Annotated in this window: 10 protein-coding genes; 5 read left to right on the forward strand and 5 right to left on the reverse strand. The window is 71.4% G+C overall.

Annotation, left to right across the window (positions count from 1 at the left end):
• Positions 1-10: 10 nt before the first annotated feature.
• The 3 genes from ACJX2R_RS43010 to ACJX2R_RS43020 form a co-directional block, all read right to left on the reverse strand.
• Positions 11-547, reverse strand: a complete 537-nt coding sequence (locus tag ACJX2R_RS43010) for a GNAT family N-acetyltransferase (protein WP_413104493.1) — start codon at positions 545-547, stop codon at positions 11-13.
• Positions 547-1,695 (reverse strand): LLM class flavin-dependent oxidoreductase, encoded by a 1,149-nt coding sequence (locus tag ACJX2R_RS43015; protein WP_413104494.1) that lies wholly within the window; start codon positions 1,693-1,695, stop codon positions 547-549. The genes ACJX2R_RS43010 and ACJX2R_RS43015 overlap by 1 nt, the downstream gene beginning before the upstream one ends.
• 952 nt (positions 1,696-2,647) lie before the next feature.
• A complete protein-coding gene (locus tag ACJX2R_RS43020; protein ID WP_262701378.1) occupies positions 2,648-4,090 on the reverse strand; it encodes an MFS transporter in 1,443 nt (480 codons plus the stop codon).
• 351 nt (positions 4,091-4,441) lie between these two features.
• Between ACJX2R_RS43020 and ACJX2R_RS43025 the strand changes: the two genes are divergently transcribed.
• Complete coding sequence (locus tag ACJX2R_RS43025; protein WP_413104495.1) at positions 4,442-5,107, forward strand: TetR/AcrR family transcriptional regulator; 666 nt, start codon at positions 4,442-4,444, stop codon at positions 5,105-5,107.
• A 47-nt stretch (positions 5,108-5,154) separates the two neighbouring features.
• Here ACJX2R_RS43025 and ACJX2R_RS43030 read toward each other — a convergent pair whose 3' ends face one another.
• Complete coding sequence (locus tag ACJX2R_RS43030; protein ID WP_413104496.1) at positions 5,155-7,818, reverse strand: PA14 domain-containing protein; 2,664 nt, start codon at positions 7,816-7,818, stop codon at positions 5,155-5,157.
• Between the two features lie 151 nt (positions 7,819-7,969).
• Here ACJX2R_RS43030 and ACJX2R_RS43035 point away from each other — a divergent pair, with 151 nt between their 5' ends.
• The 3 genes from ACJX2R_RS43035 to ACJX2R_RS43045 all read left to right on the forward strand — a co-directional run bounded on the left by ACJX2R_RS43035 (position 7,970) and on the right by ACJX2R_RS43045 (position 11,970).
• Positions 7,970-8,722 (forward strand): SDR family NAD(P)-dependent oxidoreductase, encoded by a 753-nt coding sequence (locus tag ACJX2R_RS43035; protein WP_413104497.1) that lies wholly within the window; start codon positions 7,970-7,972, stop codon positions 8,720-8,722.
• A gap of 273 nt (positions 8,723-8,995) precedes the next feature.
• Positions 8,996-9,451: a lamin tail domain-containing protein gene (locus ACJX2R_RS43040; protein ID WP_413104498.1), complete on the forward strand. Its 456-nt coding sequence runs from the start codon at positions 8,996-8,998 to the stop codon at positions 9,449-9,451.
• A gap of 92 nt (positions 9,452-9,543) precedes the next feature.
• Positions 9,544-11,970, forward strand: a complete 2,427-nt coding sequence (locus ACJX2R_RS43045) for a glycoside hydrolase family 65 protein (RefSeq protein ID WP_413104499.1) — start codon at positions 9,544-9,546, stop codon at positions 11,968-11,970.
• A 38-nt stretch (positions 11,971-12,008) separates the two neighbouring features.
• Here ACJX2R_RS43045 and ACJX2R_RS43050 read toward each other — a convergent pair whose 3' ends face one another.
• Positions 12,009-13,295 carry an SLC13 family permease gene (locus tag ACJX2R_RS43050; protein WP_413104500.1) on the reverse strand — a complete coding sequence of 429 codons (1,287 nt, stop codon included), beginning with the start codon at positions 13,293-13,295 and terminating at the stop codon, positions 12,009-12,011.
• A 232-nt stretch (positions 13,296-13,527) separates the two neighbouring features.
• On the opposite strand from ACJX2R_RS43050, the gene ACJX2R_RS43055 reads away from it, so the two are divergent.
• On the forward strand, positions 13,528-14,238 hold the full coding sequence (locus ACJX2R_RS43055; protein WP_413104501.1) for a FadR/GntR family transcriptional regulator: 711 nt from the start codon (positions 13,528-13,530) through the stop codon (positions 14,236-14,238).
• The last annotated feature ends 4 nt before the right edge of the window (positions 14,239-14,242 follow it).

A 14,242-nucleotide genomic window follows, 5' to 3' on the forward strand; every position in this document is an offset into this window, starting at 1 on the left:
TCCGCCGGGCCTAGAGCCCCTTTTCGAACGGGAGCGGACCGATGCTCTCCGGATCGGCCGAGACATCGAACAGCGGGGTGTAGCCGGTGGCCAGATACAGCCCGCGCGCCTCCGGCTGGCGGGGCCCGGTGGTGAGGTAGATCCGGCGGTAACCGCGCTCGGCGGCCGACCGCTCCAGCTCCGCCACCACCCGGCGGGCCAGCCCGCGCCGCCGGTGGCCCGAGTGCGTCCAGATCCGCTTGAGCTCCGCCGTCCGCTCGTCGTACCGCCGGTACGCGCCCCCGGCGACCGGCTCACCGCCGTCCAGCAGCAGGAGCAGCTCCCCGTGTGGCGGGGCGAACTCCTCGGGCGGATAGCGGTTCAGCTCACCGTCGGCCGCCCTGCCGTAGCGGGTGGAGTACTCATGCGCCAGCTCGCGCAGCAGCGGCTCGACCCGCGGGTCGTCCACGGTCACCCGGACCACCGTCAGCTGGGGCTGGGGCTGGGGCTGGGGCTGGGGTTGTGGCTGTGACTGTGGGCGTGGCTGCGGCTCGGCCACGGAGGTCATCAGCGCACCGCCGCGAGGGTCTGCGGGCCCCGGGCCGCGCGCTCGGCGTCCCGCTTGGCGACCTCTTCGCGGACGATCGGGATGACATGGCGGCCGAAGTCGATCGCGTCGCCGAGCAGGTCGTAGCCGCGCGCGGAGAGGATGTCCACGCCCAGGTCGTAGTAGTCCAGCAGCGCCTGCGCCACCGTCTCCGGCGTGCCCACCAGGGCGTTGGAGTTGCCCGCGCCACCGGTGGCGGCGGCGGTCGGGGTCCACAGCGCCCGGTCGTAGCGCTCGCCCGCCTCGGCGATGGAGATCAGCCGCTGAGAACCGGTGTTTTGAGGTGACGCGGCCTCCGGGGTGCCCCTGCGGTGGTGGCGCACGGTCGTCGCCTCGCCCCGCTCCTTGCGGGCGCGGATGGTGGCCACCGTGCGGTGCGCCTTCTCCCAGGCCAGCTCCTCGGTCGGGGCGATGATCGGCCGGAACGCCACCTGGATCCTCGGCACATCGCTCCGCCCGGCCGCGGCGGCGGCCGCCTTCACCGCCTCGATCTGCTCGGCGGTCCGCTCCAGCGGCTCGCCCCACAGGCAGTAGATGTCGGCCTCGGCCCCACCGGCCGCGTAGGCCGCGGGGGAGGAGCCGCCGAAGGAGACGCCCGGCCGTGGCCGCTGGACCGGGAAGACATCGCTGACGAAGTCGTGGAAGCGGTAGTGCTCGCCCTCGTGGTCGAAGGGCTCATGGGTGGTCCAGATCTTCTTGACGATCCGTATGTACTCGCGGGTGCGCGCGTAGCGCTCGTCCTTGGTGAGGGTGTCGCCCTCACGCCGCTGCTCGTGGTCGTTGCCGCCGGTGATGAAGTGCACCGTCAGCCGGCCGTCGCTGATCTGGTCGAGCGTGGCGAACGTCTTGGCGGCGTACGTCGGATAGGAGACGTTGGGCCGGTGGGCCAGCAGGAGCTGGAGCCGGTCCAGCCTGGCCGCGATGTACGCGGCGGCGGGCGCGGGATCGGGCGAGCCGGAGCCGTAGGCGAACAGCACCCGGTCCCAGCCGTGGTCCTCATGGGCCCGGGCGAGCCGCAGGGTGTACTCCTTGTCGAAGGCCGCGCCGGAGCGCGGCCCGGTCTCGGAGCCGTCGTTGGTGGCGGCGATGCCGAGGAACTCCACGGGCATGGGGTGACCTTTCGGAAGGCGGAGAAGCCGAGGAAGGTGGGAATGCGGGAATGCGGAATGCGGTATGCGGGAATGCGGGAAGCGCCACGGACCCGGAAGGGGCGTTGGCCCACCGGGGGTGATGGCGCGTCGGGCGCGGGAGGCGATGGGCGAGGGGCCCGTGATGGATCAGAGGAGGGCGGCCGGTTCGGCGGCCCGCTGCCGGGTCAGCCGGAACAGGAGGCGGACCACACCCGACCGAAGTCGATGTGGTCGCGGGTGACCAGGGGCAGCTCAGTCCTCACTCGCATCATTCAGCACCGCGTGGGCTCGTTCCGTCAACCGCTGTCCACATGATGGCTCCTATGCGCTCCCGTCACGACAAAGCCGCCCGTATGGCCTCGCTGTGGTGTGGGCGGGCGGATCGTGACGCCTGCGGCGGGCTGTTCCCCTCCCCGCCCCTTCCCGAAACTGGGGCTCCACCCCAGCCCCCGCTCCTCAATCGCCGGAGGGGCTGGAATGCGGGGCTCGGCTCCAGGCCGTGCTCCTTAGGTGCGAGGGGCTGGAGGGTGGGGCTCGGCCTCAGGCCGTGCTTCTTGAGCGTCGGAGGGGCTGGAAGTGGACCTCGGCTCCAGGTCCTGCTCCGTAGGCGCGAGGGGCTGGAGGGTGGGGCTCGGCTCCAGGCCGTGCTCCTTGAGCGCCGGAAGGGTTGGAAGGTGGGGCTCGGCTCCAGGCCCTGCTTCTCACGCGCCGGAGGGGCTGGAAGATAGTGCTCCGCCCGCAGGCCCCGGGGCCTGCGGGCGGAGCGACTGTCGCGCGGCGGAGCCGCGTATCGATGTTGCGTGGAGGGGGAAGCCGCGGTGTGCGGTTCCGTTGCGTGCGGGGCTTCGCCCCAGACCCCCGGGGGTCCAGGGGCGGAGTCCTTGGTATCGGGAAGGGGCGGGGAGGGGAACGTATCGACCTGGGCCGTCGGTCAGCGGCCCGCCACCGGCTCCGGTGTGCCCGGCCGCTCCGAAGTGGCCGTGAGCCGGTCCGGACCGCGGCCCGGCAGCAGCGCGGCGACCGCGAGCGCCACCAGCGCGGCGCCGCCGCCGATCGCGAAGGCGGTGCGGAAGCCGTCCAGGGACGGCAGCTCGACGGGCCCGAACGCGGTGGTCATATGGGCGAGGACGACGCCGACCACCGCACTGGCGGTCGAGGTGCCGATGGACCGCATCAGGGTGTTGAGCCCGTTGGCCGCGCCCGTCTCGGACACCGGCACCGCCGACATGATCAGCGCGGGCATGGCGGAGTACGCGAGGCCGATCCCGGCGCCGATCACACACGAGATGACCACGATCTGCCACACGGCGTCCATCAGGAAGATGCCCATGCCGTAGCCGACGGCGATCACCCCGGCGCCGAGCATCAGCGAGGTCTTGGGGCCCGAGGTGGCCGTGATCCGCGCGGACAGCGGGGAGATCGCCATCATCACCAGACCGGACGGGCCCAGGCACAGACCGGCGGTCATCATCGACTGGCCCAGTCCGTACCCGGTGGCCTCGGGCATCTGGAGCAGCTGCGGCAGCACCAGCGACATCCCGAACATCGCGAAGCCGATGACGATGGAGGCCAGATTGGTCAGCAGCACCTGACGGCGCACGGTGGTGCGCAGATCCACCAGTGGCCCGCTCACCCGCAGCTCCCACCGGCTCCACAGCAGCAGCACGACCACCGCCGCGGCGAACAGCCCGGTGGTGACGCCGCTGGCCCAGCCCCAGTCGGCGCCCTTGGAGATGGCCAGCAGCAGACAGAGCAGCCCGGCCGACAGCCCGAGGGCGCCCACCAGGTCGAAGCGGCCGCCGCCGCGTACCGGGGACTCCGGTACGACCGTCAGCACCAGCGCGATCACCACCGCGCCCAGGCTCGCCGAGACCCAGAACAGCACATGCCAGTCGGCGTGTTCGGCCAGCGCCGCGGCGCCGGGCAGACCGAGCGCGCCGCCGACGCCCAGCGAGGAGCTCATCAGGGCCATCGCCGAGCCGAGCCGTTCGGCGGGCAGTTCATCGCGCATGATGCTGATGCCCAGCGGGATCACACCCGCCGAGAAGCCCTGGAGCGCACGGCCGACGATCATCGGCGCGAGCGTGTCGGAGAGCGCGCAGACCACCGATCCGACCACCAGCATCGTCAGGCTGAGCAGCAGCGTCCGCCGCTTGCCGTACATGTCGCCGAGTCGTCCCAGCACCGGGGTGGCCACGGCGCCGGCGAGCAGGGTGGCGGTGATCGCCCAGGAGGCGTCCGAGGCCGAGGTGTGCAGCAGCTCCGGGAGGTCCGGGACCAGCGGCACCACCAGGGTCTGCATCAGGGAGACGACGATCCCGCCGAAGGCCAGGACGGCTACCACCGGGCCGGAGCGCGGTGGGTGGGCGGTCATCGCCGCTTCGGGGGCATCGGGGGTCGGAGGTGAGGAAGTCACGGTGGTCCTTCGTCGGGGCATGGCCGATTCACATCAGTGCAGCAGTGTCGCATAATTTTGTGTAACTGGTACGTCAAATATGGCCGCCCCGATCACCGGTCGGCTCCTCGGCCATGTCCCGGTAGATCTCCCGCAGTTCACCGCGGTCCGTCGACGACCGCCGTCCTGGCGGGCAGCCGGACCGCGGCGGCGTTCAAGGCGCCGCACGGTCATGAGGGGTTCAGGGCCCCGTACGGCCACGAGCGGCGCCCGAGCGACCTTGCGTAGCCTTGGGGCCTGGTACGACGGGGGCGAGCGAAAGGACACCGGATGGCCGGGACCGCGGAGGGTACCGTCCGCAGAGGACGTGGGCGCCCGCCCCGTCTGTCGCGCGAGCAGATCGTCCGCAGCGCCGCGGAGCTCGCGGTCCGCGAACCGGAGACCGCGCTGACCGTCAAGAGGGTCGCCGAGGCGGTCGGCTCCGCCCCCATGGCGCTCTACCGCTACTTCCCCGACCGCGACGACCTCCTCCAGGCCGTGGCCGACCGCGTCCTGGCCGAGGCCCAGCACAAGGACCCGCCGGGGGACACCTGGCAGGAGCGGCTGCGGGCCTGGATGCACAACAGTCGCGACTATCTGCTGCCCTACCGCCAGCTGCTCCCCTATATGGCCGCCACCCAGCAGCCCGCCCGGATCTCCTCCCTGGTGACCCTCACCCGGATGCTGCGCCCCCTGAAGCTGACCGAGGACGATCTCGCGCTGGCCGTGACCCTCATCGGCTCCACCGTCATCGGCCACGCGGTCTACGAGACCCACCGCGGCCCCGTCTCAGCCCGCAAGCTCGATGCCCTGAGCGAGGCGCTGGCCCTCTACCCCCCGGACGAGCGGGAGGTGGTGGCCCCGCTGCTGGCGCGGCTGCCGCGGGCGCACAGCAGGCTGTACGACGCGGTGGTGGACCGTACGGTGGCCGCCGTCGAGGCGCTGGCGGCGGAATGACCCGCCCCGGGGACCCACGCCCCGGAACGGGTCAGGCCGCGGAGCGCTCAGCCGGTGCACTCCATGGACGCCGGGTCCGCCGCGTCGCGGATCAGCGCCTGATGGGCCTGGCGCAGCCGCTTCACATCGGGCTTGATCTCCTTGCGGTCATAGGTGAGCAGCCCGTTGAGCTCGCCCTCCACATCCGTGATCTGGGTGTAGACGGCCCCGCTGCTGCCGTTGCACGCGACCAGCCCGCGCACCTTGTCCAGCAGCTTCAGATACTCGTCGGTGTACTGGTCCTTGTCCACGCCGACATAGGTGTGCTGCACGGGCCAGGCATGCCCCGGTACGGCCAGACCGAGACCGCCGTACTCGCCGGTGACCCCCGCCCGTGAGGCGTCCGGGCGCGGATCGCCCGGTCCGGGGTAGGCGTGGATGTCGGCGAGGTCGCCGTTGCCGGTGTCGTTCCAGCCGCTGGCGCCGTTGATGAGCCGGCTGGGGTCCCAGCCCTTCGCGAGCGCCGGCACCTTCGGGCCGCCGTACTGGCCCCAGCCCTCGTTGAAGGTCACCCAGATGACGATCGACGGACTGCTGACGTGCTGGTCGATCATCCGCTTCATCTCGTGCTCGTACTGCGCCTGCGCCTTCTCGGACGGGGTGACGGTGTTCATCGCGGGCATGTCCTGCCACACCATCAGGCCCAGCCGGTCGGCCCAGTAGTACCAGCGGTCGGGTTCGACCTTGATGTGCTTGCGCACCGAGTTGAAGCCCATGCTCTTGTGCATCTTCAGGTCGTACGCGAGGGCCTCGTCGGTCGGCGCGGTGTGCAGTCCGTCGGGCCAGAACCCCTGGTCGAGGGTGGCCATGGAGAAGATCGGCTTTCCGTTGAGCACGGTGCGCTTCTTGCCGTCCACCTCCTTGACGGCGATGCTCCGCATGCCGAAGTAGCTCTCCACCCGGTCCGCCGAGGCGCCCCGCCCGACCGTCACCTTCAGCTGGTACAGATGCGGATCGTCGGGGGACCACAGATGCGGGGAGGGCACGGGGACGGTCAGCGGCTTTCCGGTGCGCCCGGTGGCGGTGCCGACCACGCGCCGTCCGTCGTAGGCGGTCGCGGTGACCGGGACGCCGTCCCGCACCCCGCGGACCTCGGTGGTGAGGGCCTTGCCGGGGACGTCCGGGGTGAGCTTGAGGGTGTCCACGTGGTCGGTGGCGACCGGTTCCATCCAGACGGTCTGCCAGATCCCGGAGGAGGGGGTGTAGAAGATGCCGCTCGGGTCGAGGCGCTGCTTGCCCATCGGCGGGTTCTCGCCGTCGGCCGCGTCCGTCGGGTCGTAGACGCCGACGATCAGCTCCTGGGTGCGGCCCGGCCGCAGGGCGTCGGTGACATCGGCGCTGAACCGGTCGTAGCCGCCGCGGTGGTCGGCCACCCGGGTGCCGTTCACATAGACCTCGGCCTGCCAGTCGACGGCGTCGAAGTTCAGCCGCAACCGCTTGCCGTCGCCGACCTTCCAGTCGGCCGGGACGGTGAAGGTCCGCCGGTACCACATGCGGTCCTCATGGCGCTCCACCCCGGAGAGCTTGGACTCCACCGGGTACGGCACCAGGATCCGCTCCTTGAGCTTCTGCCCGACCGGGGGCTTCTGGCCCTCCTTCGCCGCGGCGAACTCCCAGCTGCCGTTGAGGTTGCGCCACTGATCGCGGGTCAGCTGGGGGCGCGGGTACTCGGGGTGGGCGTTGTCCGGGCCGACGTCCTTGGCCCAGGGCGTGCTCAGCTGATACGTCGACTTGTTGCCGCCGAAGGAGACATACGGGTCGATGGCGCCGTCGCCGTCCTCCAGGCCGCCCTCGCCGTCGTAGCGCACGACGGCCTCGCCGCCGCGGCCGACCACCGGCTCCTTCAGGGAGAGCAGCAGCCGGGACGGATCGGCCGCGTCCAGCCGGGCGCGCCCGAGCGGCCACTGCGCGCCGCCGATGACGGCGGACAGATGCGACGTCAGATCGGCCGGGGGAGTGGTCAGGGGCCGGGCGAAGTCCAGCAGCAGCGTCCGGCCGTCGGGCTGGACGGCGCTGGCCACCGGGCCGTCGTAGTCGAAGTCGGCGGGCAGCCGGAAGGCGGACGCGGGCACCGGCGCCTTGGCCGCGCCCGGCGGGGTCCAGGACAGGTGGAAGTTGGAGCCGCCGTAGTGCTCGAAGTACTCGACCTTGATGTCATACGCCTTGCCCGCGGTGAGCTCGACGGGCTGGGAGGTCTGCTCCTTGTCCCAGTCGTCCACCCAGTGGTCGATGACCGGTTTGCCGTCGATCCACAGCCGGAAGCCGTTGTCGGCGGTGATCGAGAAGGTGTGCGCACCGGAGCGCTCCGGTGTGATCTGGCCGGTCCAGCGGACGCTGACGTCGTCGGACCGTCCGGTGGTGGCCTGTAGCCGCGGCTCCAGATTGCCGAAGTCGAGGGCGGGGTCGAGGCTGGTGGCCTTCAGCTCGTGGAAGTCGAAGGCCCCCGGGGCGGACTGGAGGTAGTAGTCGCCGCGGAGGCCATGGACGATCGAGGGGTCGTCGGAGCGGGTGTCGGCCGCGGCCGGACCGGGGGCGGTCAGCAGACCGAGCGCGCCAAGCGCCAGGGTCACGGTCGCGACCACGGATCTGGCGAAAGATGAACGAAAACGCACATGTCCTCCTTGCTGGAACAGCTTTTGTGGCTGCTGCTGGGACAAGTGGGGCGCCGCCATTGCGCCATCTCCAACAGAACCTGTCAATAGTGAACGCAAGGCAACAGCCCGGCTGTTGGGTGCCGAGCCTTGACGGGAATGCGCTTTCTTCCTAGCGTGCTTGTTCATAGATGTGACCAATATTCAACAAGCTGCACTGAGGAGGCCCGTGATGGGGCGACGGATCGTGGTGTCGGGCGGCGGTACCGGCATAGGACTGGCGACCGCGGAGACCTTCGCCGCCGAAGGCGACCGAGTGGTCATCCTCGGACGCCGCGCCGAGGTGCTGCGCGCCGCGGCGGACAAGCTGAACGCCGCTCACGGCGCCGGCCTGGTCACCTGGACCAGCGCGGACCTCAGCGACCCGGAGCAGACCCGGCGCGCCGCCGAGTTCATCACCGCGGACGGTGGGGGCGGCGCTGTCGATGTCCTCGTCACCAACGCCGGCGGCAATGTCGCCCCCTCCAACGACGGCACCCTCGAGGGCATCGCCGGTCAGTACCAGCGGAACTTCGAGGCCAACGTGCTGACCGCCGTGCTGCTCACCGAGGCGCTGCTGCCCCACCTCACCCGGCCCGGCGGCCGGATCGTCCACCTGTCCTCGGTCGCGGCGCTGCGCGGCCCGGGGTCGTACGGCGGCACCAAGGCCGCGCTGCACACCTACACCTTCGAGCTGGCCAGGCGGCTCGGCCCGGAGGGCGCCACCGCCAACGCGGTGGCCCCCGGCTATGTCGAGGACACCGAGTTCTTCGGCGAGCGCGGCACCCCCGAGTTCATCGCCCAGCAGATCGGGCAGACGCTCACCGGGCAGCCCGGGACGCCCGTCGAGATCGCGGCCGCCATCCGCTATCTGGCCTCCCCGGAGGCCGCGTATGTCACCGGCCAGGTGCTGCACATCAACGGCGGGGCGCAGTACGGCCGCTGACCCTAGCGCCGGGAGCGGGGAATCGGATTCGCGCTAGGGCCGTTCGGCCCTGGAGCAGGGGCCGCGCAGCCCTGCCGCCGCCTTCCGGCCATGGTCCACTCTGGTCCTCCACACAGGTGGGGGGAAGACGGACGGACGGCCGCACCGAAGGAGTCAGCTCGCTGACTCCAAACCATCTTCGGGCGCGGCCGCCCGTCCGTCCTGCGTTGGAGCCGGGGATATGACACAGGCGCCAACCGCTGCTTCACCACGCACCAACGCAAGGGGGGACTCATGTCCGCACACACCGCCCGCATCGGCGCGGCGCTCGCCGCCGGCTGCGCGATCGCCCTGCTGTACCCGGCCACACCCGCCGGGGCCGCAGGCTCCGTACACCTTTCCAAGATCTACTACGACTCGCCCGGCACGGACAACCGGAGCAACTCCAGCCTCAACGGCGAGTACGTCCAGATCAAGAACTCCACCTCGCGCGGGGTCAGCCTCAAGGGCTGGGTGCTCGTCGACTCGAGCAACCACAAGTACACCTTCCCCGGCTACACCCTCGGCGCGGGCAAGACGGTGACCGTCCGGACCGGCTCCGGCTCCGACACCTCGGCCACCAAGTACCAGGACCGCCGGGCGTACGTCTGGAACAACGACCGCGACAGGGCCACCCTCCGCAAGACCGGCGGCTCCACGGTCGACACCTGCTCGTACAACAACAGCCGGGTCGACTACACGAACTGCTGAGCCGCGCGCCGCGCGGGGGCGCGGCGCAGCCGGTGAAGCCCTCCGGCCCGGACCACAATGGGGGTGTCGAGGAGGAGAGCCGGTGAGCGGCCGTGTCGGACTGGGTGTGGGAGTACGAGGGCTACGAGCCCGGCGAGGAGCGGTTGCGGGAGTCGCTGTGCGCGCTCGGCAACGGCTATGTCGCCACCCGGGGCGCGGCCCCCGAGACGGCCGCCGATGACACCCACTACCCGGGCACCTATGTGGCCGGCTGCTACAACCGGCTGACCTCGGTGGTCGGCGGGCGCCAGGTCGAGAACGAGGACATGGTCAACCTGCCGAACTGGCTGCCGCTGCGCTACCGCGTCCGCGACCCGGACCGGTCCGCGGGCCCCGGCGGCTGGCTCACCCCCGACGGGGACGAGCTCACCGGCTACCGGCAGACCCTCGACCTCCGGCACGGCACCCTCACGCGGCGGCTGCGGTTCACCCACGGCCACGGCCGGGTGCTCCACGTCGAGCAGCAGCGCCTCGTCCACATGGGGGATCCGCATCTGGCGGCCCTGCGCACCACCTTCCGGGCCGAGGGCTGGTCCGGCACCGTCGAGCTGGAGTCGGGGCTCGACGGTGCCGTGGCCAACACCGGTGTGGCCCGCTACGACGCGCTGGCCGGCCGCCATCTCGTCGACCACCGCACCGGTGCCGCGGGCCCCGACACCGTATGGCTGAGCTGCCGCACCACCAGCTCCGAGGTGCGCGTGGCCATGGCCGCGCGCACCCTGGCCGTACGCGGCGGAACGCCCACCGGCACCGGGCAGCGGCTCACCCACGGCGCGGCGATGCGCACCCTGGCCGTGCCGCTCGCGCCGGACGCCCCCGCCACCGTCGAGAAGACCGTGGCGCTGTACACCTCCAAGGACCCCGCGATCAGCGATCCGGTCCAGACCGCCCTCGACGGCGTGGCCCGGGCGCCGGAGTTCGGGAAGCTGCTCGCCTCCCACCGCACCGCATGGGAACACCTGTGGCGCGAGGCGGCGTTGGAGGTCTCCGGCGAGCCGGGCCGCATCCTGCGGCTGCACCTGTTCCACATCCTCCAGACGCTCTCCCCGCACACCGCGGAGCTGGACGTGGGCGTCCCCGCCCGGGGCCTGCACGGCGAGGCGTACCGCGGCCATGTCTTCTGGGACGAGCTGTTCGTGCTGCCGTATCTGAACCTCCACTTCCCCGAGGTGTCCCGGGCCCTGCTGCACTACCGCCACCGGCGGCTGCCCCAGGCGTGCCGCGCCGCCGCGGACGCCGGGCGGGCCGGGGCGATGTACCCCTGGCAGAGCGGCAGCGACGGACGCGAGGAGACCCAGACCCTGCATCTGAACCCGCGCTCCGGGCGCTGGCTGCCGGACAACTCCCGGCTCCAGCACCATGTGGGCTCGGCGGTGGCGTACAACGTGTGGCAGTACTGCCAGGCGAGCGGCGACACCGAGTTCCTGCACACCAAGGGCGCGGAGATGCTGTTGCAGATCGCCCGCTTCTGGGCGGACACGGCCGTTCTCGATCCGGAGCGGGGGCGGTACCGCATCCGCGGGGTGGTCGGGCCCGACGAGTACCACGACGGCTACCCCGGCGCCGACCGTCCCGGGATCGACGACAACGCGTACACCAACGTCACCGCCGCCTGGGTGCTCGACCGGGCCCTGGAGCTCGCCCGCACCCTGCCCGAGCCGCGCCGCCGCGAACTGTTCGAGCGGGTGGGCCTGGACCGCGCGGAGCCGGAGCGCTGGGAGGACGTCTCACGGCGGCTGCTGGTCCCCTTCCACCAGGGCGTCATCAGCCAGTTCGACGGCTACGGGGAGCTGGCCGAGCTCGACTGGGACGGCTACCGCGCCCGCTACCACGACATCCGCCGGATGGACCGGATCCTGGAGTTCGAGGGCGACTCCGTCAACCGCTACCAGGTCTCCAAGCAGGCCGACGCGCTGATGCTCGGCTATCTCTTCGGCCCCGCCGAGCTGGCGGGCCTCTTCCGGCGGCTTGGCTACGCCCTGGACGACGACATCTGGCGGGCCACGGTGGAGTATTACCTGGCCCGGACCAGCCACGGTTCGACCCTCAGCGAGCTGGTGCACGGCTGGGTGCTGGTGCGGGCGCGCCGGACCGAGGCATGGCGGTACTGCCAGGAGGCGCTGCTCGGCGATGTGGCGGACGTCCAGGGCGGCACCACCGGCGAGGGCATCCACCTCGGGGCCATGGGCGGCACCCTCGATCTGGTGCAGCGCGGGCTGACCGGTCTTGAGACCCGCGAGGACGCCCTGTGGCTGGACCCGGTGCCGCTGCCCGAGCCGTCCGGGCTGCCAGGGTTGTCGGAGTACCGGTTCTCGATGCGCTATCGCGGCCACTGGGGCGTCGCCCTGCGGGTGCGGTCCGGGCGGCTGTGGATCAGCGTGCCGGACTCGGAGGAGCGCCCGATCGAGGTGCGGCTCGCCGACCGTTCGCTGACCGTGGCCCCGGGCGAGTCCCACTGGGTTCCGCTGCCACCGGGCTGAACTCGCCTTTCCGCCCGGCCGGTTGCCCGTCGGTCCGCTCAGCCGAGGCCGGGGACCACCATCGCCAGCCAGACGACCGGCGGCACCGCCACCACCATGATCCCGCCGTAGATCATCAGCTGCCGGAAGAACCGGTCCCGGTCCACATCCGGCGCGTTGGCCAGCACCAGCGCCCCGTTGGTGGAGAAGGGGCTGACGTCGACGACGGTCGCCGACACCGCGAGGGCCGCGATCATCCCCACCGCCCCGATGTCGCCCTGGGCGAGGAAGGGAACGGCGAGCGGGATCAGCGCGCCCATGATGCCCACCGAGGAGGCGAAGGCGGAGACGATCGCGCCGATGTAGCAGAGCAGCAGGGCGGCGAGCAACGGAATCCCGATGTCGCTGACCGCCTTGCCCGCGTAGTCGATGGTGCCCATCTCGTCCAGCACCCCGACATAGGTGAGCACACCGCAGATCAGCAGCACGGTGGGCCAGGTGACCTCGTTCACCGCCTTCTTGCCGTGGTCCGGCCAGAAGACGCTCAGGGCCACGGCGAGGCTGATCGCGGTGAGCCCGGCGTCCAGATCGAAGGCGAGCACCGCGACCACCAGCGCCACCAGCGCGGCCAGCGTGGCGATACGGGCCGGGGTGAGACGGCCCTCCGCATCGGCCGGTGCCCCCTCCGACCCGTCTTCCCGCTTCTCATCTTCCCGCTTCTCATCGGCGGCGACGGCGGTCCTGGGGAGCTTCAGCCCGCCGCAGACGACGAAGACGACGGCGGCGATGATCAGGTTGACCACCAGGCTCGTGAGGAACAGCGTGATCTCGTTGCCGGGGAGCTTCTCCCGGTCCACGATGCCGTTGACGATCGATCCGTAGATGCTGATCGGGGAGAAGCCGCCGCCCTGGGAACCGTGCACCACCATGGCACCCATCAGCAGTGGGCTGATCTGGTACCGGGCGGCGAAGGAGAGCGCGAGCGGGGCGACGATCGCCACCGCCGCCGGGCTCACCGCGCCGATCGCGGTCAGCGCCCCGCTGATCGCGAACATCACCCACGGGATCAGCGCGACCCGCCCGCCCACGAGCCGGATCGAGGCGTGCACCAGCCAGTCAGTGGTGCCGTTGGCCCGGGCGAGGGCGAACAGATACGTCACCCCCACCAGCACCACGAACAGATCGCCAGGGAACCCGGCGAAGATGTGGTCCGCGCTGAAGTCGGCGACCAGCTCGCCCACGCCGAAGGCGGCGGCGAAGGACAGGGCGCCCATGTTGATCGACCGGGTGGTGGCGATGACGAAGACCACCACCAGCACGAGTATCGAGATCAATTCGTCGGACATCGAGCGCTCCCGTCACGGGGACCCGGTCGGCGGACCGGGGACGGTCGGGCCAAGTGGCCTGCTGGCTGACTCACGTTGCGGGCCGGGCGGTTCGGCCGTCAAGACATCGGTGGCAGATTGGCTCAGCCAATTGACCAATGCTCCACCGGACCACACAACCATCACACCGCCCGGCCACCCGGTGCTACGCTGCGAATCGGGGCCATCACAAACCGCGATGGGGGGAGCCCGTATGGCCGAGGACGCGCTGCGCCCGATGAACCGTCAGCGCCTGTACGAGCAGGTGCTGGAGAGGCTGCGCGCCTACGTCGAGGAGGGCGGCCTGAAGGCGGGCGACCGGCTGCCCACCGAGCGCGAGCTGGCCCAGCGCCTCGGCATCAGCCGCGCCTCCGTCAAACAGGCCATCGTCGTCCTCGAGGTGCAGGGGCTCGTCGAGGTGCGCCAGGGCGGCGGGATGTGCCTGCTGCGCGACAGCCTCGACACCGAGTCCGTCGAGCGGCTGGTGGAGCGCCGCCGCCGGCTGCCCGATGTGCTCGACGCCCGCGAGGCGTTGGAGACCAAGCTGGCCGAACTCGCCGCCGAGCGCCGCACCGACGACGATCTCATCGCCCTCCAGCAGGCCCTGCACTGGATGGAGGACGAGATCGAGTCCGACCGCCACGGAGTCGAGGGCGACCGCCGCTTCCACGCCGCCGTCACCGCCGCCGCGCACAGCCCGCTGCTCGCCGAGTTCATGCGCTCGATCGCCGACCAGATCGCCGAGAGCCGCGAGGAGTCGCTGCGCCAACCGGGCCGCCCCAGGCGCTCGCTCGCCCAGCACCAGCGCATCCTGGACGCCATCGCCGAGCGCCGCCCCAAGGCCGCCGCCGCGGCCATGCGCCGCCATGTCCGCACGGTCGCCCAGGTCCGGCTTCTCAACTGGAATCCGGACGAAGCCACTTGAGCCC

The sequence above is a fragment of the Streptomyces sp. Inha503 genome (assembly GCF_047215865.1).
GTDB classification, from domain to species: Bacteria; Actinomycetota; Actinomycetes; order Streptomycetales; family Streptomycetaceae; genus Streptomyces; species Streptomyces lycopersici.